The 20,110-nt window shown below is 70.3% G+C and carries 19 protein-coding genes; 5 read left to right on the forward strand and 14 right to left on the reverse strand.

Going from position 1 to position 20,110, the window contains the following annotated elements:
- Positions 1–17 precede the first annotated feature (17 nt).
- Positions 18–668, reverse strand: a complete 651-nt coding sequence (gene gmk / locus ACEL92_RS16405; RefSeq protein ID WP_374021784.1) for a guanylate kinase — start codon at positions 666–668, stop codon at positions 18–20.
- Between the two features lie 49 nt (positions 669–717).
- Positions 718–1,032 (reverse strand): integration host factor, actinobacterial type, encoded by a 315-nt coding sequence (mihF, locus tag ACEL92_RS16410; protein ID WP_007171927.1) that lies wholly within the window; start codon positions 1,030–1,032, stop codon positions 718–720.
- 467 nt (positions 1,033–1,499) lie between these two features.
- On the opposite strand from mihF, the gene ACEL92_RS16415 reads away from it, so the two are divergent.
- Positions 1,500–1,922, forward strand: a complete 423-nt coding sequence (locus ACEL92_RS16415; protein WP_374021785.1) for a molybdopterin-binding protein — start codon at positions 1,500–1,502, stop codon at positions 1,920–1,922.
- A 14-nt stretch (positions 1,923–1,936) separates the two neighbouring features.
- On the opposite strand, the gene pyrF is transcribed toward ACEL92_RS16415, so the two are convergent.
- From pyrF to ACEL92_RS16455, 8 genes are all read right to left on the reverse strand, one after another.
- Positions 1,937–2,764, reverse strand: a complete 828-nt coding sequence (gene pyrF / locus ACEL92_RS16420; protein WP_374021786.1) for an orotidine-5'-phosphate decarboxylase — start codon at positions 2,762–2,764, stop codon at positions 1,937–1,939.
- Positions 2,761–6,126 (reverse strand): carbamoyl-phosphate synthase large subunit, encoded by a 3,366-nt coding sequence (carB, locus tag ACEL92_RS16425; protein ID WP_374021787.1) that lies wholly within the window; start codon positions 6,124–6,126, stop codon positions 2,761–2,763. The genes pyrF and carB overlap by 4 nt, the downstream gene beginning before the upstream one ends.
- Positions 6,126–7,244: a glutamine-hydrolyzing carbamoyl-phosphate synthase small subunit gene (gene carA, locus ACEL92_RS16430; RefSeq protein ID WP_374021788.1), complete on the reverse strand. Its 1,119-nt coding sequence runs from the start codon at positions 7,242–7,244 to the stop codon at positions 6,126–6,128. The genes carB and carA overlap by 1 nt, the downstream gene beginning before the upstream one ends.
- Before the next feature lie 93 nt (positions 7,245–7,337).
- On the reverse strand, positions 7,338–7,847 hold the full coding sequence (locus ACEL92_RS16435; RefSeq protein WP_374021789.1) for a transporter: 510 nt from the start codon (positions 7,845–7,847) through the stop codon (positions 7,338–7,340).
- Positions 7,844–9,136, reverse strand: a complete 1,293-nt coding sequence (locus ACEL92_RS16440; RefSeq protein ID WP_374021790.1) for a dihydroorotase — start codon at positions 9,134–9,136, stop codon at positions 7,844–7,846. The genes ACEL92_RS16435 and ACEL92_RS16440 overlap by 4 nt, the downstream gene beginning before the upstream one ends.
- Positions 9,133–10,077, reverse strand: coding sequence for an aspartate carbamoyltransferase catalytic subunit (locus ACEL92_RS16445; RefSeq protein WP_374021791.1), 945 nt, complete (start codon positions 10,075–10,077; stop codon positions 9,133–9,135). Before ACEL92_RS16445 ends, ACEL92_RS16440 begins: the two co-directional genes overlap by 4 nt.
- Positions 10,074–10,646: a bifunctional pyr operon transcriptional regulator/uracil phosphoribosyltransferase PyrR gene (pyrR, locus tag ACEL92_RS16450; RefSeq protein WP_374021792.1), complete on the reverse strand. Its 573-nt coding sequence runs from the start codon at positions 10,644–10,646 to the stop codon at positions 10,074–10,076. The genes ACEL92_RS16445 and pyrR overlap by 4 nt, the downstream gene beginning before the upstream one ends.
- 260 nt (positions 10,647–10,906) lie before the next feature.
- Positions 10,907–11,338: a cellulose-binding domain-containing protein gene (locus ACEL92_RS16455; RefSeq protein WP_374021793.1), complete on the reverse strand. Its 432-nt coding sequence runs from the start codon at positions 11,336–11,338 to the stop codon at positions 10,907–10,909.
- 180 nt (positions 11,339–11,518) lie between these two features.
- Here ACEL92_RS16455 and ACEL92_RS16460 point away from each other — a divergent pair, with 180 nt between their 5' ends.
- The 4 genes from ACEL92_RS16460 to ACEL92_RS16475 all read left to right on the forward strand — a co-directional run bounded on the left by ACEL92_RS16460 (position 11,519) and on the right by ACEL92_RS16475 (position 14,347).
- Positions 11,519–12,151 (forward strand): class I SAM-dependent methyltransferase, encoded by a 633-nt coding sequence (locus ACEL92_RS16460; RefSeq protein ID WP_374026245.1) that lies wholly within the window; start codon positions 11,519–11,521, stop codon positions 12,149–12,151.
- Positions 12,152–12,230: 79 nt separating this feature from the next.
- Positions 12,231–12,596, forward strand: a complete 366-nt coding sequence (locus ACEL92_RS16465) for an STAS domain-containing protein (protein ID WP_374021794.1) — start codon at positions 12,231–12,233, stop codon at positions 12,594–12,596.
- A gap of 4 nt (positions 12,597–12,600) precedes the next feature.
- The gene (locus ACEL92_RS16470; RefSeq protein WP_374021795.1) at positions 12,601–13,806 is read left to right on the forward strand and encodes a serine hydrolase domain-containing protein; all 1,206 of its coding nucleotides are present in this window, start codon (positions 12,601–12,603) and stop codon (positions 13,804–13,806) included.
- Between the two features lies 1 nt (position 13,807).
- Positions 13,808–14,347, forward strand: coding sequence for a GNAT family N-acetyltransferase (locus ACEL92_RS16475; protein ID WP_374021796.1), 540 nt, complete (start codon positions 13,808–13,810; stop codon positions 14,345–14,347).
- A gap of 64 nt (positions 14,348–14,411) precedes the next feature.
- On the opposite strand, the gene ACEL92_RS16480 is transcribed toward ACEL92_RS16475, so the two are convergent.
- From ACEL92_RS16480 to ACEL92_RS16495, 4 genes are read right to left on the reverse strand one after another with little or no spacing between them, the layout of a single operon-like run.
- Positions 14,412–17,111, reverse strand: a complete 2,700-nt coding sequence (locus tag ACEL92_RS16480) for a fumarate reductase/succinate dehydrogenase flavoprotein subunit (RefSeq protein WP_374021797.1) — start codon at positions 17,109–17,111, stop codon at positions 14,412–14,414.
- Positions 17,108–17,860, reverse strand: a complete 753-nt coding sequence (locus tag ACEL92_RS16485) for an ABC transporter ATP-binding protein (RefSeq protein ID WP_374021798.1) — start codon at positions 17,858–17,860, stop codon at positions 17,108–17,110. Before ACEL92_RS16485 ends, ACEL92_RS16480 begins: the two co-directional genes overlap by 4 nt.
- Complete coding sequence (locus ACEL92_RS16490) at positions 17,857–18,714, reverse strand: ABC transporter permease (RefSeq protein WP_374021799.1); 858 nt, start codon at positions 18,712–18,714, stop codon at positions 17,857–17,859. Before ACEL92_RS16490 ends, ACEL92_RS16485 begins: the two co-directional genes overlap by 4 nt.
- A complete protein-coding gene (locus ACEL92_RS16495) occupies positions 18,711–20,099 on the reverse strand; it encodes an ABC transporter substrate-binding protein (protein ID WP_374021800.1) in 1,389 nt (462 codons plus the stop codon). The genes ACEL92_RS16490 and ACEL92_RS16495 overlap by 4 nt, the downstream gene beginning before the upstream one ends.
- Positions 20,100–20,110 lie beyond the last annotated feature (11 nt).

A 20,110-nucleotide genomic window follows, 5' to 3' on the forward strand; every position in this document is an offset into this window, starting at 1 on the left:
ATCTCGATTGGATCTGTCTAACTCCTGGTCTGGCCAGGCGGGTCATGCGGACTCGGCGCAGTTCCTAGCAGCAAGGATACCAATTCGGCGCACGCGGACTCCAATTGACTGTTGACCACGACCTCGTCGAAGTCGTCCTGGGCCGCCATTTCGACGCGGGCGGTCTCCAGGCGGCGCCGCATGGCCTCCGGCGTTTCGGTGCCGCGACCGACGAGCCTGGCCTCCAGGTCCTGCCAGCTGGGCGGCGCGAGGAACACGGTGATGGCCTCGGGCATCGCCGCCTTGACTGCCCTGGCGCCGGCCAGGTCGACCTCGATGAGCACCGGGATCCCGGCCGCGGTGGCGGTCCGCACCGGCTCGGCCAGCGTGCCCGAGCGGTGCAGTCCGCCGTGGATCTCGGCCCACTCCAGCAGCGCGCCGTCATCGATGAGCTGCTGAAAGCGGGCCGGGCTGACGAAGTGGTAGTCGACGCCGTCGACCTCGCCCGGCCGGGGCGCCCGCGTCGTGGCCGAGACGGAAAAATGCAGGTCCGGGATTCGCTCGCGCAGGCACCGGACAACTGTCGACTTGCCGACCGCGGAGGGACCGGACAGCACGACCACACGCCCCTTACCTGATGATGCGGGACGCGTGCCGTGCTCGGTGTCCGGTCCCCCGCTCGCGCTCACTTGCGCTCCTGGGCCGGTGCGCCCATAGCGCGGGTTGGCCGGGGCCGGGCTAGGAGCCGAACTTTTCCAGCAGGGCCTTGCGCTGGCGGTCGCCCAGGCCGCGCAGGCGGCGGGTGGGGGCGATCTCCAGCTCAGTCATGATCTCCTGCGCCTTGACCTTGCCCACCTTGGGCAACGCCTCGAGAAGCGCAGAAACCTTCATCTTGCCCAGGACTTCGTCGGTCTCGGCGTCTTTGAGCACCTGGGTGAGGTTGGTGCCGCCGCGCTTCAGCCGGTCCTTGAGCTCTGCTCGTGCTCGACGTGCGGCAGCCGCCTTCTCCAACGCGGCCGCGCGCTGCTCGTCGGTCAACTGGGGAAGGGCCACGATTCCTCCGTATCTGATCAATCAATTTCAATCGATCTCATTTTGTCTCGCCGGTTCTTCTGCCAGCGGAGACGACCGTACTCAGGCCTTCTGACGAAATCTAACCCGACCCCCTGGTTCAGGGGACAAACTCCCAGCATGTGCCCCGCGCACGGTCCGAAAAAGCCGTCCGCCCGGCGTCCGCGCCGACCACCCGGCCGCGCGTCGCCGGCGCGCGCGGAGCGCCGTCGCGGCAACCCAAATATGCGTCCTGAGCTGTGCTTTTACCGAACGGGCCAGCCGCCCGGCCGCCCGCCGGGGCGGCGGCAAACGGCGACGACGGCGCGGCGACACGCCTCGTGCCGGGGATCACGCATTTTTTCGACGCGTGTCGCGCGTGTCGCGCCCGCGCTGTCCGGGCGCAGCGCGAGCACGCGTCCTTCGCTGGTACGGCCGCCAGCTAATACCCAGCGGGTTACCATCAAGCGGTGTCGAACCTGCGGATCCGTCAGGCCGCTGAGCTGCTCGGAGTCAGCGACGACACAGTCCGGCGCTGGATCAACCAAGGATCGCTGACGGTCGGTCACGACGCGGCGGGCCGCAAGGTCATCGCCAGCGAAGACCTGGCCCGGTTTTCCCGCAACAACGCCCCCGCCCCGCCGCCGGACCCGCTCAGCATCTCCAGCTCGGCGCGGAACCGCTTCGTCGGGCTGGTCACCAGGGTCACCAGCGACAAGGTGATGTCCCAGGTCGAGATGCAGTGCGGCCCGTTCACCGTCGTCTCGCTGATGAGCACCGAAGCCGCCGAGGAACTGCACTTGCGGCCCGGCAGCGTCGCCGTGGCGGTCGTCAAGGCCACCACGGTGATCGTGGAGACCGCGCGGCCCAGCCCGGCCATAGCGTCCGACTGAGGGCCGGCGCGGGCCTACTGCGCGCCCAGGTAGGCGACGGCCTCGAGCATCCGTTCGCCCGCGGCCCGCAGGTCGGCCACGGCCGGCCCGGCCCGCAACACCTCGCGGGCCACCGCGGGCAGCAGCTGACCGGGGGCCGCGCCGCCCAGCCCGGCGAGCGCGTCGGGCCGTCCGCCCTGGACACCGAGCCCGGGCACCAGCACCGGCCCGCCGAGCGCGCTGAGGTCGGGCGCCTCGAGCACCGTCGCGCCCACCACCACGCCGACGTACCCGGGGCCCGACGGCGTCGCGGACTTGTTCACCACCGCCGCCTGGTCGACCACGAGCTGGGCCACCGTGCGGCCGTCGAACGCGGCGCGCTGCACGGTGGCGCCCTCCGGGTTGGAGGTCGCGGCCAGCACGAACACGCCGCGGTCATGCGCGGCGGCGGCTTCCAGCAGCGGGCGCAACGACCCGAATCCGAGGTACGGCGAGGCCGTGACGGCGTCGGCCGCCAGCGGCGAGTCGCCCGCCCAGGCGGCGGCGTAGGCCGCCATCGTGGTGCCGATGTCGCCGCGCTTGGCGTCGGCCAGCACGAGCACGCCGACCGAACGCAGGGCCGCGATGGTGCGTTCGAGCACCGCGAACCCGGCGGAACCATACGGCTCGAAGAACGCCACCTGCGGCTTGACGACGGCGAAGCCGGCGAACGCCTCGACGCAGACGTCGCAGAACGCGGCCAGCCCATCGGCGGTGGTCGGCAAACCCCACGCGCTGAGCAGCTCGGGATGGGGGTCGATGCCCACGCACAGCGGGCCGCGTTGCGCTTTCGCCTCGGCCAGGCGGCCGCCGAATCCCGTCATCGGGCGCCTTCGTCGGGCGCGCCGCCCTGGCCGATCAGGCTGTGCAGTTCCTGCAGCGACCGGACGCCGATGTCACCGCGGATGCCCGCCTCGATGCCCTGGATGGCGGCGGACGCGCCCTGCACCGTGGTGACACACGGGATGTTGACCGACACCGCGGCCGAACGGATCTCGTAGCCGTCGATGCGCGGACCGGAGTTGCCGTACGGTGTGTTGATCACCATGTCGACCTCACCGGCCTTGATCGCGTCGACGGCCGACGCGGCCGGGCGGCCCGGCTGCGGCGGCTCGAAGTGCTTGCGCACCTCGTCACATGGAATTCCGTTGCGCCGCAACATCTCCGCGGTACCCTCGGTGGCCAGGACACGGAAGCCCAGGTCGGCCAGCCGCTTGACCGGGAACACCAGTGAGCGCTTGTCCCGGTTGGCGACCGAGACGAAGATGGTGCCCTCGGCCGGCAACGACCCGTAGGCGGCCGTCTGGCTCTTGGCGAACGCGCTGCCGAAATCCCGGTCGATGCCCATCACCTCGCCGGTCGACTTCATCTCCGGGCCAAGCAGCGAATCGATGGCCGCCCCGTCGATGCGGCGGAACCGGTGGAACGGCAGGACCGCCTCCTTGACCGCGATCGGGGCGTTCCAGGCGGCGTGGGCGCCGTCCCCGGACGTTGCCAGCATGCCTTCGTCACGCAGCTGGGCGATGGTGGCGCCCAACATGATCCGGGCGCAGGCCTTGGCGAGCGGGACGGCAGTGGCCTTCGAGACGAACGGGACCGTGCGGCTCGCCCTCGGGTTGGCCTCCAGGACGTAGAGCACGTCGTCCTTGAGGGCGTATTGCACGTTGAGCAGGCCGATCACCCCGATGCCGTGGGCGATGGCCTCCGTCGCGCGGCGCACCTTCTCGATGTCGCTGCGGCCCAACGTGACCGGCGGCAGCGCGCACGCCGAGTCGCCGGAGTGGATGCCGGCCTCCTCGATGTGCTCCATGATGCCGCCGATGTAGACCTCCGCGCCGTCGCACAGCGCGTCGACGTCGATCTCCACCGCGTCCTCGAGGAAGCGGTCGACCAGCACCGGGTGCTCCGGCGAGAGCTCGGTGGCGCGGGTGATGTAGCCCTCCAGGGTCTCGTCGTCGTAGACGATCTCCATCCCGCGGCCGCCCAGGACGTACGACGGCCGCACCAGCACCGGATAACCGATTTCGTCGGCGATCCGGCGGGCCTGCGCGAAAGTCGTTGCCATGCCGTATTTCGGCGCGGGCAAGCCGGCGCCGGCCAGCACGTCGCCGAACGCGCCGCGGTCCTCGGCCAGGTCGATCGCCTCCGGCGGGGTTCCCACGATCGGGACCCCGGCGTCGGCCAGGCGCTGCGCCAACCCGAGCGGGGTCTGGCCGCCCAGTTGCACGATGACGCCCACCACGCCGGGCCCCGCGCCGGCCGACTGCTGTTCGGCGCGGTACACCTCGAGGACGTCCTCGAACGTCAGCGGCTCGAAGTACAGCCGGTCGGCGGTGTCGTAGTCGGTGGACACCGTCTCGGGGTTGCAGTTGATCATCACGGTCTCAAAACCGGCTTGGCTCAACGTGGTTGCCGCGTGCACGCAGCTGTAGTCGAACTCGATGCCCTGGCCGATGCGGTTGGGCCCGGACCCGAGGATCAGCACCTTGGGCCGCTCGGCCTGCGGGGCCACCTCCGTCTCGGCGGCCGGGTCGAGCTCGTAGCTGCTGTAGTGGTAGGGGGTCTTGGCCTCGAACTCCGCCGCGCAGGTGTCGACGGTCTTGTACACCGGGTGGATGCCGAGGCGCTCGCGCAGCGAGCGCACCCCGTTCTCGCCCGCCAGTTCCGGCCGCAGGGAAGCGATCTGGCGGTCCGACAGCCCGCTGTGCTTGGCCCGCCGCAGCAGGTCGGTGTCGAGCACCGGGGCCTCCACCAGCTCGGCGCGCAGCTCGCCCAGCTCGCCGATCTGGGCCACGAACCACGGGTCGACGCCGCTGGCCTCGGCGACCTGCTCGATCGACGCGCCCAGCCGCAGCGCCAGCTCGATGTCGTAGAGCCGGCCCTCGGTCGGCGTGCGTAGGCGGTCGAGCACCTCGTGCAAGTCCCCGTGCGGGTCCGGCTTGGTCCAGAAGCCCGTGCGGGTGGTCTCCAGCGACCGCATCACCTTGCCGAGCGCCTCGATGAAGTTGCGGCCCAACGACATTGCCTCGCCGACAGACTTCATCGTGGTGGTCAGGGTGGGGTCCGCCCCGGGGAACTTCTCGAACGCGAACCGCGGCGCCTTGACGACGACGTAGTCAAGGGTGGGTTCGAAGCAGGCGGGCGTTTCCTTGGTGATGTCGTTGACGATTTCGTCGAGGGTGTACCCGATGGCCAGCTTGGCGGCGATCTTGGCGATCGGGAAGCCGGTGGCCTTGGAGGCCAGCGCGCTGGACCGCGACACCCGCGGGTTCATCTCGATGACGATCAGCCTGCCGTCGACCGGGTTGATCGCGAACTGGATGTTGCAGCCGCCGGTGTCTACCCCGACCTCACGCAGGATCGCGATGCCCAGGTCCCGCATCCGCTGGTATTCCCGGTCGGTCAGCGTCATGGCCGGCGCGACGGTGACCGAGTCACCGGTGTGCACGCCCATCGGGTCGAAGTTCTCGATCGAGCAGACCACGACGACGTTGTCGTTGCCGTCGCGCATCAGCTCGAGCTCGAATTCCTTCCAGCCGTAGATCGATTCCTCGATCAGCACGTTGGCGCTGGGGCTTTCGGCCAGGCCGGCGCCGGCCATCCGGTCGACCTCCTCGACGGATCGCGCCATGCCCGACCCCAACCCGCCCATGGTGAAGCTGGGCCGCACCACGACCGGCAGCCCGAGTTCCTCGACCGTCTCGCGGACCTCTTCCATGGTGAAACACACTCGGCTGCGGGCGGATTCACCGCCGACCTTGGCGACGATGTCCTTGAACATCTGCCGGTCCTCGCCGCGCTGGATCGCGTCGATGTCGGCCCCGATGAGCTCGACACCGTGGCGCTCCAGCGCCCCATTCTCATGCAGCGCGACCGCGGTGTTGAGCGCGGTCTGCCCGCCCAGCGTGGCCAGCAGTGCGTCGATCTTGTTGCCACGCTCGGCCTGCTGGGCGATCACCCGCTCCACGAAGGCCGGGGTGATCGGCTCGACATAGGTGTGGTCGGCGTACTCCGGGTCGGTCATGATGGTCGCCGGGTTGGAGTTGATCAGGCTGACCTGCAGCCCCTCGGCCCGCAGCACCCGGCAGGCCTGGGTGCCGGAGTAGTCGAATTCGGCCGCCTGGCCGATGACGATCGGCCCCGAGCCGATCACCAGCACGTGGTTGAGGTCGGTGCGACGCGGCATCAGCGCCCCTCTTCCATCAGGTCGATGAATTGGTCGAACAGGTATTCCGCGTCGTGCGGTCCGGCGGCGGCCTCGGGGTGGTACTGCACCGAGAACGCCCGCCCGTCAGCGAGTTTGACGCCCTCGACCACCCCGTCGTTGGCGCAGGTGTGGCTGACGACCGCCGGGCCGAACGGGGTGTCGAAGGACTGGCCCGCCTCGCCTTCCAGCGCGAAGCCGTGGTTCTGCGCGGTGACCGCCACCCGCCCGGTGGCGTGATCCATGACCGGGACGTTGATGCCGCGATGGCCGAAGACCATCTTGTAGGTGGACAGGCCCAGCGCGCGGCCCAGGATCTGGTTGCCGAAGCAGATGCCGAACAACGGGATTCCGGCACCGAGCACCTCACGGGTGAGGGCGACGACGTGGTCGGCCGTGGCGGGATCGCCGGGGCCGTTGGACAGGAACACGCCGTCGGGTGAGATGTCGGCGATCTGCTCGAAGGTGGTCGACGACGGCAACACGTGGCTGCGGACCCCGCGCCGGGCGAAGTTGCGCGGCGTGTTGGTCTTGATCCCCAGGTCCAGCGCGACCACGGTCAACCGGTGCGGGCCTTCGGGTTCCACGATGTAGCGCTCCGGCGTGCTGACCTCCCCGGCGAGGTCGGCGCCGAGCATGGACTGCTGTCCCCGCACCCGTTCCAGGAGCTCGGCGGTGTCGGCGAGCGCGTCACCGGAGAACACCCCCGCCTTCATCGATCCGCGGCTGCGCAGGTGGCGCACCACCGCCCGGGTGTCGATGCCGGCGATCCCGACGATGTGCTGGCGCATCAGCTCGTCCTCCAGGGTGCCGGTGGCGCGCCAGCTGGACGCCCGTGGCGACGGGTCGCGCACCGCGTAGCCGGCCACCCAGATCCTGTCGCCACGGCTCTCCGCGTCCTCGGTGTTCCAGCCGGTGTTGCCGATCTGCGGGGCCGTGGCCACCACGATCTGCCGGTGATAGCTGGGGTCGGTCAGCGTCTCCTGGTACCCCGACATGCCGGTGGAAAAGACGGCCTCGCCGAGCGTTTGGCCGACCTTGCCGAACGGCGTGCCCGTGAAGACGCGCCCGTCCTCGAGCACGAGCACTGCTTTACTCACGAGCGCGGCTCCTTTCCTCCGCGAGCGGGTGGGGTCCCCGCGAAGCTGGGGAGTGGCCCCACGTCGCTTCGCTCTCAGTCGTCGCCGCGCGACTCACGCGGCGCCCTCCTGCTGGGACTCCAGCCACTCGGTGTATTCCTCACGGTGATTGGCCCGAAAGCCGGTGTCGATCTCGACTCCCGACGGCAGCCGCCACCGAATCGCCAGGATCCCGATCCGGGCCACGGCCCTGCCCCCCATGCTGCGTTCCATCCGGATACCGGTGATCGTGTCTTTCGGAATCCAAATCGGGTGTGCCCGTACACGTTCCACCATGATTCCGCCGGCGTAGCGGGTCAGTACCGCCTTGCTGCGGAAACCCATGTCGCCGGCCGCGATCCGCTCGTGCCAGCCCGGCGCGATCATGGAACCGCAATAGTGGCCGCGGGTGGTGATCAGCGCCGCGCCCACCTGGTCGGGCACGTCGGGCAGGTCGCCGATCAGCTCCTCCTGCCGCTCCGAGCGACGCCGCCAACCGCGCATCATCAGCTGGATCACCACCGCGATCACCACCACCAGCACGGCCGCGAAGATCAGCGACCCCACCAGCGTGCCGGAATTCATGCCGGGCACTTCCCGTCTCGAGCGGTGACCTTGCCCCGCAGCAGCGTCGCCGTCACGGTGGCCGGCAGCGCCATCGATTCGAATGGCGTGTTGGCCGACCGGCTGGCCAGATCGGCCCCGGCGACGGTCCAGGTGGCCTCGGGGTCCACCACCGTCAGGTTGGCCGGCTCCCCCACCTCGAGCGGGCGCCCGTGATCGGGCAGGCCGACGATGCGTGCGGGGTTCTCGCTCATCACCCGCGCGACGTCGCGCCACGTCAACAGCCCGGGCGTCACCATCGTGTGCACCACGACCGACAGCGCGGTCTGCAAGCCCAGCATGCCCGGCCGCGCCGCGGCGAACTCGACGCACTTCTCGTGTTCGGCGTGCGGGGCATGGTCGGTGGCCACGCAGTCGATGACGCCGTCCGCCAGGGCCTGGCGCAACGCCACCGCGTCGGCGGCCTCCCGCAGCGGCGGGTTGACGCGGTTGCGCCCGTCGTAGGTGGCCAGCCTGCCGTCGTCGAGCAGCAGGTGATGCGGGGTGACCTCGGCGGTGATCGAAATGCCTTGATCCTTGGCCCATTTCAGCAGCTCGACGGTGCCCGCGGTGGACGCGTGACAGATGTGCACCCGGGCGCCGGCGTCGCGCGCCAGCAGCGCGTCGCGGGCGACGATCGATTCCTCGGCGGCCCGCGGCCATCCCGAGAGCCCGAGCCGGGCGGCGGTGGGTCCCTCATGGGCGACGGCGCCGACGGTCAGCCGGGGTTCCTCGGCGTGCTGGGCGATCAGCACGCCCAAACCGGTGGCGTACTCGAGGGCGCGGCGCATCACCAGCGGGTCGTGCACGCAGACGCCGTCGTCGGAGAACATCCGCACCTGCGCGGCGCCGGCCGCCATCATGCCCATCTCGGTGAGCTCGGCGCCGGCGAGGCCGACGGTGACGGCGCCGACGGGGTGGACGTCGACCAGGCCGACCTGCTGGCCGCGGTGCCACACGTGGTCGGTGACCACCGGGCTGTCGGCGACGGGATTGGTGTTGGCCATCGCGAACACCGCCGTGTATCCGCCCAGGGCCGCTGCGGCGGAGCCGGTTTCGATGTCCTCGGCGTATTCGCGGCCCGGCTCGCGCAGGTGAGTGTGCAGGTCGACGAACCCGGGCAGCAACACCTGCCCGGTGGCGTCGATGACGTCGGCATCGTCCGGGATCTCGAGTCCGGCGCCGATGCCGGCGATCTGGCCGTCGTCGACGAGGACGTCGACCCGGTCGCCCTCGCCGTACAACCGCACGCCGCGAATGAGCACGCTCATGCCGCAATCTCCTCTGCCCCCACGAGAACATGGAACAGCACCGCCATGCGGACGTGCACACCGTTGGAAACCTGTTGCAGCACAGCCGATTGCGGCGAGTCGGCCACCGACGACGCGATCTCCATGCCGCGCAGCATCGGGCCCGGGTGCAGCACCACGGCGTGGCCGGGCAGCATCGCCTGGCGGCGATCGGAAAGGCCGTAGCGCGAGGAGTATTCGCGCACCGACGGAAAGAAGCCGCCGTTCATGCGCTCGGCCTGCACCCGCAGCATCAGCACCGCATCGGCGGCGGGTAGCTCGGCATCGAAGTCGTTCGTGACGGTCACTGGCCAGCCGTCGACGCCGACCGGCAACAGCGTCGGCGGCGCGACCAGCACCACCTCGGCGCCCAGGGTGTTCAGCAGCATGACGTTGGAACGGGCGACCCGGCTGTGCAGGATGTCGCCGACGATCACGATGCGCCGGCCCTCGATGCCGCCCAGGCGCTGGCGGATGGTCAGCGCGTCCAGCAGCGCCTGCGTCGGGTGCTCGTGAGTGCCGTCCCCGGCGTTGATCACCGATGGGCCGTGGTTGGCGCTGCCGGTCCAGCCGGCGAGCAAGTGGGCCGCGCCGGATGCCGGGTGGCGAATGATCAGCGCGTCGGCGCCGGCCGCGCGCAGGGTCAGGGCGGTGTCGCGCAGCGACTCGCCCTTGCCCACCGACGATCCCGCCGCGCTGACGTTGATGACGTCGGCGCTCATCCACTTGCCCGCCACCTCGAACGACACCCGGGTGCGGGTGGAGTTCTCGTAGAACATCGTGATGACGGTGCGCCCGCGCAGGGTGGGCAGCTTCTTGATCTCGCGGCCCACGAGCGCCTGGGCGAAGCGGTCGGCGTCGTCGAGGATGGCGGTGGCCTCGTCGCGGCTCAGGTCGCCGGCGGCCAGCAGGTGACGGGTCATCGCGAGATCACCACCCCGTCGCGCCCGTCCTGTTCGCTCAGCAGCACGTGCACGCTCTCGCTGCGGGAAGTCGGAACGTTCTTGCCGACGTAGTCGGCGCGCAGCGGCAGCTCGCGGTGGCCGCGGTCGACCAGCACCGCGAGCTGCACCGCCCGCGGGCGGCCGACGTCGCGCAGCGCGTCCAGCGCGGAGCGCACCGAGCGCCCGGAGTACAGCACGTCGTCGATGAGGATCACCAGCGCGTCGTCGATGCCACCCGCCGGGATCGACGTGGCCTCCAGCGGCCGCGGCGGCTTTTGCATCAAATCGTCGCGGTACAAGGTGATGTCGAGGCCCCCGCGGCCCACCTCCACGCCGCTGAATTCGGCGATGTGGGTGGCCAGCCGCTCGGCCAGGATCACGCCGCGGGTCGGGATGCCCAACAGCACCACCCGCGGCGCGTCGGGGCCGTCCAGCGCGGTCTTCTCGATGATCTGATGTGCGATACGGGAAATGGTGCGGCCCACGTCGGCCGCCGACATCAATTCCCTGGACCCGCGGCCTGAGCCGCTCTCGTCCACAGCACCCATACGAAACTTGACCTCCTTCTCCGCCTCGCCGGACGGATCGTTAAAGGATGTCGACTGTCGGGCAGCCTAACACTTCCCTGCCGGGGCGACCGCGCGGGGCACGAGCGCCGTCCCGGATCCACCGCCCGTCCCAGGTGTCTCGCCGGGAATCGGCGCCTCGATACCAGGGCGGCCAAACAGGGGTCGGCGCGACGTCACCCACCGAGCCTGGGCGAAGCCCCGCCCGCGCCGTCGGAGCCGTCGAGCCTGTGCGCGGTCGCCTAGGTGCAGGGAAGTTGCCCGTTGAGCAGGCAATTCGACGGCGGCGTGAAGGAACCGGTCAGCGCGCCCCGCATGCCGCCCGTGGCCGAACCACCGGGCGCAATGCTGCGATTCCAGTTCGCCGGGGTGAGGGTGTAGTGGGTGCCCGACTGGGTGACGTTGCTGTTCCACGTGTGCAGGACGGATTGTCCGGCCGGCATGTCGAAGTCGATCCGCCAATCGGTGAGCGGCGCCATGCTCAGGTTCGTGACGGTGAAGTTGGCGATGAAGCCGCTCTGCCACGCATGTTGCACCGACAGCGTCGCCGAGGCGGGCGCAGCGGCGCGAGCCACGGGGGTGACGGCAAGTCCGAGGGTGGCGACCGTCAATGCCGACACGGATACGTGAAAGGCTGTGCGCCAGCGCTTCACGCATTTGTTCAGTTCGGCCATGCCGCCAACAGTAGAGCCGAGCAGGCGTTATCGGCCCGCGCATCGCGGCACGCTGCAGTACCTTTGCCCAACCGCAACCGTCATGAAATTTTGGCGTGGATCGGGGGCGCGGTTCCTACCGGCTCCCGCGACGCCGTTCGCGCTACCCTGGCGAAAGTGACGGGCTCCGGATTCTCCCGAATGCAACAGATGGACTTCGACGCGCTCTACCGCGGCGAGAGCCCCGGCGAAGGCATCCCGCCGATGGCGACGCCCCCGTGGGACACCAAGGCGCCCAAAGACAGCGTCGTCGCTTGGCATAGCGGCGGCTGGGTCCACGGCGAGGTCCTGGACATCGGCTGCGGGCTCGGCGACAACGCCATCTATCTGGCTCGCAACGGCTTCGGCGTCACCGGGCTGGACATCTCACCGACCGCGCTGGTCACCGCGCAGCGCCGCGCCCACGACGCCGGAGTCGACGTGACGTTCGCGGTGGCCGACTCCACCAAGCTGGAGGGCTACTCAGGCGCTTTCGACACGGTCATCGACAGCGGCATGTTCCACTGCCTCGACGACGAGGGCAAGCGCAGCTACGCCGCCGCGGCACACCGGGCGACCAGGCCGGGAGCCACGTTGCTGATCAGCTGCTTCTCGGACGCCAACGCCCCCGACGAGCGCTGGCCGCGGCCGGCGGTCTCCGAGCAGACGCTGCGGGACGTCCTCGGCGACGCGGGGTGGGACATCGAGTCGCTGGAGCCCGCGACGATGCGCCGGGAAGTGGACGGCGCCGACGTCGAGATGGCGTTCTGGTACGTCCGCGCGCAGCGGCGCTGACCGAACCTGCCGCTCGCCGCGACCGCGAGATTTCGGCCCGGGTAGTCGGCCGCCGCGGGGAAGAAAGTACGTTCGATTCGTGAGCGAGGAGTTCTGGGTTACCCGCCGCGATGCCGGGGACGCGGTGGTGTTGCAGGTCAGCGGCGTGGTGGACATCATCACCGCACCGTCACTCGCCACCCATATCGACGTCGCCCTGGCCGGCACGCCCGCGGTGCTGGTCATCGACCTCACCGAGGTCGATTTCCTGTCCTCCGCGGGCATCACCGTGCTGGTCGAGGTCCATCGCCTGACCGAGAACAGCCCGACCTCACTGCGGGTGGCGGCCGACGGCTCGGCCACCAGCCGGCCGCTGCGCATCGTCGGCCTCGACCAGTTCATCGACCTCTACCCCACCGTGGACGAGGCCTTGGCCGGAGCTCCCCGCGGCCCGGAGCTAACCTGACCGGGTGAATCTCGACGTCAATGCGGCCTCCATCCGGGAAGTGGTCGACGCGGGCCTGCTCGCCGGCGCGCTGACGATGGTCTGGCAGCGCGGAGAAGTCCTGCAGGTCAACGAAATCGGTTACCGCGACGTGGACGCCGGGCTGCCGATGCAGCGGGACACCCTGTTCCGGATCGCGTCGATGACCAAGCCGGTCACCGTCGCGGCGGTGATGAGCCTGGTCGACGAGGGCAAGCTGACGCTGAAGGATCCCGTCGTGCGCTGGGCGCCCGAGCTGGCCGACGTGCGGGTGCTCGACGATCCGCACGGCCCGCTGGATCGGACGCACCCCGCCCAGCGGGCCATCCTGATCGAGGATCTGCTCACCCACACCAGCGGACTGGCCTACGGCTTCTCGGTGTCCGGGCCGATCGCCAAGGCCTACGTGCGGCTGCCGTTCAACCAGGGCCCGGACGCGTGGCTCGCCGAGCTGGCCAAGCTGCCACTGGTGCACCAGCCCGGCGACCGGCTCACGTACAGCCACTCCATCGACCTGCTGGGCGTCATCGCGTCGCGCATCGAGGGCAAACCGTTCAACCAGGTACTCGACGAACGGGTTCTCGGCCCGATCGGCATGCCCGATACCGGATTCTTCGTCTCCCCCGACGGGCGCCGCCGCGCGGCGACCATGTACCGGCTCGACGGGCAGGGCCAGCTGCACCATGACGCGATGGGGCCGCCGCACATCAAGCCGCCGTCCTTCTGCAACGCCGGCGGCGGGTTGTGGTCGACCGCCGACGACTACCTGAGGTTTGTGCGGATGTTGCTCGGCGACGGGACGATCGACGGGGTGCGGGTGCTCTCCCGCGCGTCGGCCCGGCTGATGCGGACCGACCGGCTCACCGACGAACAGAAGCGCCATGACTTCTTGGGCGCGCCGTATTGGGTCGGCCGCGGCTTCGGCCTGAACCTGTCGGTGGTGACCGATCCGACCAAAAGCGCGCCGCTGTTCGGCCCGGGCGGGCTCGGGACGTTCAGCTGGCCCGGTGCCTACGGGACGTGGTGGCAGGCCGACCCGACCGCCGATCTGGTGCTGCTGTACCTGGTGCAGAACCTGCCGGACATGTCCGCGGACGCGGCAGCGGCGATCGCCGGCAACACGTCGCTGGCCAAACTGCAGTCGGCGCAACCGAAGTTCGTCCGGCGGACCTATCAAGCGCTCGGCCTCTGACGTGGTCGATTACCCGCCCGACCGCATCACCGGACCGCGTCTCGTGCTGCGCCGGCCGGTGCTCGACGACGCCGGCGCGCTGTTCCAGCGGGTCGCCCGCGACCCCGAGGTCACCAAGTACCTGATGTGGGCGCCGCATCCCGACGTGGCGGCGACCCGGCGGGTGATCACCGAAAAGCTCAACTCCACCCCCGACGAGCGGACATGGGCGATCGAATTGCGGCACAGCGGTGAGGTGGTCGGGCTGACCAGCTGCCGGCGCCCGGTGCCACATTCGGTCGAGATCGGTTACTGCCTGGGCCGCCGGTGGTGGGGCAAGGGCCTGATGGGCGAGGTGCTCGACATGCTGCTGACCGCGCTCGACAGCGACCGGGCGGTGTATCGGGTGTGGGCGACGTGCAACGTCGACAACGAGCGCTCGGCCCGGTTGCTGGAGCGCGCGGGCTTCGTCTTGGAGGGGCGGTTGGCCCGCCACGTAGTCTACCCCAACCTGGGCCCCGAGCCGCAGGACAGCCTGCTCTACGCGAGGATCTTGCGCTGATCGAGCGTGCGGCCAAGGCGGGCGTCAGCGGCGTGTCGCCGCCCAGGACGCACGCCGAAAGCCGTCAGCGCACGCCCGATCGCGCTTGCTCCAGAGCGCGCCGCGCGTAGGCCCGCACGTCGGCGTCGCCGTCCTTGAGGGCGATGGTCAGCGCATCGCGCGCGGCGGGTTCACCGGCCCACCGGGTCAGGCTCAGCACGGCCGCCTTGCGCACGTCGAGGTGCGCGTCGGCGAGCGCCTCGGCCAGCGCCGGCACCGCGACGTCGGCGGGCGCGCCCGCCAGGGCGCGGGCCGCGCCCTCCCGGATCTGCCACGCGGGAGCCCGCAGCGCCGCTTTCACCGCAGCGAAATCTGCTGGGCGGCAACCTAACTCGCCCAGCGCGGCCAGCGCTGCCGCGCGCACCAACGGGTCCGGGTCAGCGATCAGCGCGCTGACGGCCTCGCCGCCGCCGCGCAGCGTGGCCAGTCCGGCGGCCGCCGCGATCCGGACCTCGCGGCTCTCGTCGCCGGTGGCGGCGACCACCCCGGCCACGTCGTCGACCGACACCAGCGCCCGCACCGCCTCGATCCGCACCCGGTGGTCGGCATCGGTGAGCGCGCGGCGATAGTCCTCGGGGTCGCCGACCCGGCGCGCGGCCAGCACGTAGAGCGAGGCCGCCCGCACCACCACGTCCCCGGAGTCCAGGCCCGGCTGAACGTCGGCCGGCTCGGGTAACACCTCGACCAGCTCGCGGATCCCCTCGGCGCCCGTGCGCCGCACGGCGGCGTCGGCGTCGTCCAGCGCGGCCAGCAGGGCGGGCGCGTATCCGTCCGGGATGTGTTCGGTGAGCGTGGCCACCGCCGTGCGGCGCACGCCGGGGTCGGGATCGGTCAGGTACGGCCGCAGCTCGTCGATCGTCGGCTCCTCGAGGGCCAGGACCTCGGCTATGCGCGGCGACGGCGGTTCGAATGACGTTGCGGCCGTGGCGATCCGGGACGCGGTGGTGGCCGGGGCCTGGCCGCCGACCAGCGGCGGCTGCTCCACCGCGCGCACGGTCTGATCCACCGGCGGCAGGCCGTCCAGCTCCGGCACCGGTACGAAATACGGGGCGACCGGCCGCTTCAGGAACACCATCTTGCCGTCGGCGCCCTTGCGCAGGTTGAGATGATAGCCCCACTGACTGTCGTCGCGGCCGGGCAGGTCGGCGCGGTCGTGGTAAAGGCCCCACCGCGATTCGGTGCGGGTAAGCGACGATCGGGCGGCCATCTCGGCGCAGTCCCGGATGAACGACACCTCGACGGCGCGCATCAGCTCGTGCGGGTTACGCGCCCCCATCTCGGCGATCTCGGCCCGCATGCGGTCGAACGTGCGCACGGCGATCGACAGCTTGGCCGCCGTCTTGGGGGGCGCCACGTAGTCGTTGACGAACCGGCGCAGCTTGTACTCGACCTGCGGCTGGGGTGGCCCGTCGGGATGCCGCAGGGGCCGGTAGATCAGCTCGTGCGCCTCGCGCAGCTGGTCGTCCGGGAGTTGTTGCGGTGCAGACGTTTCCCCGCAGGAGGTGGCCGCGTCCGTGCCGGCGAGGTCGCCGAAGACGAACGCGCCGATCATGTAGTTGTGCGGGACGCAGGCCAGGTCCCCGGCGGCGTACAACCCGGGCACCGTGGTGCGGGCGTGTTCGTCGACCCAGACCCCGGACGCCGAATGCCCGCTACACAACCCGATTTCGGAGATGTGCATCTCGATGTCGTGGGTGCGGTAGTCGTGGCCGCGGTTGGCGTGGAAGGTGCCGCGCGTCGGCCGTTCGGTGGTGTGCAGAATGTTCTCCAGCGCGGTCAACGTCTCGTCGGGCAGGTGGGAGACCTTGAGGTAGATGGGTCCGCGGGCGGAGTCGATCTCGCTCTTCACCTCCGACATCATCTGACCCGACCAGTAGTCGGAGTCCACGAACCGCTCACCGTGGGCGTTGACCTGGTAGCCGCCGAACGGGTTGGCCACGTACGCACACGCCGGCCCGTTGTAGTCCTTGATCAACGGGTTGACTTGGAAACACTCGATTCCCGACAATTCGGCGCCCGCGTGGAAGGCCATCGCGTACCCGTCGCCGGCATTCGTCGGGTTCTCATACGTGCCATACAGGTAGCCCGACGCGGGCAGCCCCAGCCGGCCGCAGGCGCCGGTGGCCAGGATCACCGCCTTCGCCCCGATCGCGACGAATTCGCCGGTACGGGTGTGCAGCGCGGCGGCGCCGACGGCCCGTCCACCGGACGTCAGCACCCGCACCGGCATCAGCCGGTTCTCGATGCGGATCTTCTCGCGCATCGACCGTTGCCGCAGCACCCGGTACAGCGCCTTCTTGACGTCCTTGCCCTCCGGCATGGGCAGCACGTAGGAGCCCGAGCGGTGCACCCGGCGCACCGCGTACTCCCCGTGCTCGTCCTTCTCGAACTTCACCCCGTAGCGCTCCAGCCGCTGCACCATCGCGAAACCGCGGGAGGCCGTCTGATAGATGGTGCGCTGGTTGACGATTCCGTCGTTGGCGCGGGTGATCTCCGCGACGTAGTCCTCGGGTTCGGCCTTGCCCGGGATGACGGCGTTGTTCACGCCGTCCATGCCCATCGCCAGCGCGCCGGAGTGCCGGACGTGCGCCTTCTCCAGCAGCAGCACCTGGGCGCCGTGCTCGGCGGCCGACAGCGCCGCCATCGTGCCGGCGGTGCCGCCGCCGATGACCAGCACGTCACAGTCGAGCCGGACGGGGGCCGCCGGGTCCGGGATTTCCATCATGCCGCCACCAAATCGCCGAGGGCGGCGATGATTTCGGCGCGCAATCCGTCCCTCGGCAGGTCGCTGCGCGGCTCGGGCACGTCGATCGACGCGCGGGGCGGCTCGCCGGCGCGGCCGAGCACGACGATCCGGTCGGCCAGCGCGAGCGCCTCGTCGACGTCGTGGGTGACGAAGACGATCGTCGTCGGGTGGGTGCGCCAGGCGTCGATCAACAGCCGCTGCATGGCGGCCCGGGTTTGGGTGTCCAGCGCGCCGAACGGCTCGTCCATCATCACCGCGCGGGGCGCACCCGCCAACCCGCGGGCCAGCTGAACCCGTTGCCGCATCCCGCCGGACAGGCTCTTGGGCAGGAAGTGGCCGAAACCGGCGAGCCCGAGTTCGGAGATCCAGCGCTCGGCCTGCGCGCGGCGGGTGGCGCGGGGTTCGCCACGCAGCCGCAGTGCCAGCTCGATGTTGGACCGCACGGTTCGCCACGGCAACAGCGCGTTGTCCTGGAACACCATGCCGCGGTCACCCGAGGTGGTGGTCACCTCGACGCCGTCGGCCAGCACCCGGCCCTCGTCGGGCCGCAGCAGCCCCGCCAGGGCGCGCAGCAGCGTCGACTTGCCGCAACCCGACGGCCCGGTCAGCACGAGGATCTCCCCCGGCCGCACCGTCAGGCTCAGCCCGTCGATCACGGGCGTCCCGGTGTAGGACAACCGCACCGCTTCGAGCTCGAGGCTGGTTCCGATTTGTGTCGCAGTGGTCATCGCAACCCTTCCTGTGCGCGGGGCAACCAGCGCGTCACCCGCCGGCCGACCAATTCGACGGCCGCCGACGTGGCGAACCCGAGGACACCGATGGTGATGATGCCGACGAACACCTGCGGGTAGGCCAACACCGTGTAGTCCTGCCAGGTGCGGTAGCCGACGCCGAGACGGCCCGAGATCATCTCGGCGGAGATGACGCAGATCCAGGCCACGCCCATGCCGACCGACAGCCCCCCGAACACGCCGGGCAAGATGCCCGGCAGCACCACCTGCGTCAGCACCTCCCACCGGCCGCCGCCCAGCGTGCGCACCGAGTCCTCCCACAGGGTGGGCAGCGCCCGCACGGCGTGCCGGGTACTGACCATGATCGGGAAGTAGGCGGCGAGGAAGGTGATGAACACGATGCCCGCCTCGTCGGTCGGGAACAGCAGGATCGCCACCGGCACGATCGCGATCGCGGGGATCGGTCGCGCCAACTCGGCCAGCGGACCGAACAGGTCGGCGAACAGGCGCGAACGACCCAGCAGCACACCGGTCGCGACGCCGATCACGGCGGCCAGCCCGAAGCCGGTGAGGATGCGGAGCAACGACTGCGCCAGGTCAAGCCAGTACTCGTAGGCGCCGAGCCGCCGCTGCAGCGCGTGCACGATCTGCGTGACGGTGGGCAACGTGTCGAACCGCAACAGCAGTCGCACCTTGCCCGCGGTGAGCAACTGCCACAGCCCGATTGCCGCCAGCACCGACGCGAGCCGCAGCAGGCGCGACCCCCAAGCCGAGACGCGTCGCCGCGGATGCGCGAGCGCGGGCGCCGCGATCACGCCGGGGGCCTGGTCGGCCACTGCTTCGACGGTCATACCGAACCTCCCAGTGCCTGTTGGTAATTCATGACGACGCCGCCCGGGTGGACCGCCAGGTACCGGCGGGCCCCGGCCTGCGTGCCGAACGGCAGATAGTTCTGGCCGTCTTTCACCCAGACCGCCTTGTCGGCGAACCACCGGGTGCCGAGCTCGGCGTCGGGCACGTAGGCCGCCCGGACCTTGCGGCCGCGGGCGGTGGCGTCGGCGACCGCCCGCAGTAAGCCGGTGGGGTTGGCGACCGTCTGCGTCGTGTCGGTACCGTCCAACCACAGCTCACTGGCCAGGGCCGGGTCACCGGCGAGCAGGGACGGGTTCGTGGCCCGCGCCCGGGTGGCGGCGTAGTCCAGCCCGCGGGCGGCGAACACCGCGCGCAGCGGATCGTCCACGGCGAACTTCGCGACGTCGAGGTCGGCGAAGTCACCGATCGACTTCAGGTACGGCACATCGCTTTTCAGCGCGTCGATCAGCGACGGCTTGAGCGTGGCGTCGAACGATGTCCCGCCCGGGCCGTTGTAGAGGTACACCACCTCCTGCGGCAGCCCGCTCGCCTGGGCGACGATGCGCGCCGCCTCCAGCGGCTTGTCGTTGAGGAAGTCGGTGGCGTCCAGTTGGGCCTGCAGGAACGCCGCCAGCACCTCCGGGTGCGCGGACGCGTACGAGCGCCGCACCACCACGCCGTGCAACGTGGGCAGGTTCAGCTCGGCCCCGTCGTAAAGCAGTTTGGCCTTGCCCTGGTACACCAGCAGGCCGGGCCACGCGACGAACTGCGAAAGCCCGTTCACCTGGCCCGATTCCAGCGCGGACGCGCCGACCTGGGGCTGCTGGTTGAGCACCTCGACACCGGTGATGCCAGCCCTACCCAGCGCGCGCACCAACGTGCCGTGGCCCGCGGAGCCCACGCTGGCCGACACCTTCGCGCCGGCCAGGTCGGCGAGCGTGGTCGCCGACGAATCCGGCGCCACCACAACCATGTTCAGCGCGCCCTTGGCGTTGTAGCCGGTGATCGACACCATCTCCGTGCGGGCCAGCGGGTTGGTCTGGGTCTTGGACCCGTTGATCAGCATCGGGTAGTCGCCCATCGAGCCGATGTCGATCTTCTCGGCAAGCATCTGCGCGGTGATCGGGGCGCCGGTGTCGTAATCCTGCCAGCGCACCGCGTACTTGGTGCCGGTGCGGCTGGTGATGTCGGCCAGCCGGCGCTCGAGGTAGCCCTGCGCGCGCAGCAGCGTGCCGGCGGTGACGGTGTTGATGGTCTTGGACTGGTATCCCACCACGACGTTGACCACGCCGGAGGATTGCGAGAGTGATTCCAGCGAGCATCCGGTGGCGAACACGGCGAGCGTGACCGCCAGCGAAAGCAGCCGGAGGGCTTGCTTTTTCATGATGGCTTCAG

The organism is Mycobacterium hainanense, from assembly GCF_041890355.1.
Taxonomy (GTDB): domain Bacteria; phylum Actinomycetota; class Actinomycetes; order Mycobacteriales; family Mycobacteriaceae; genus Mycobacterium; species Mycobacterium hainanense.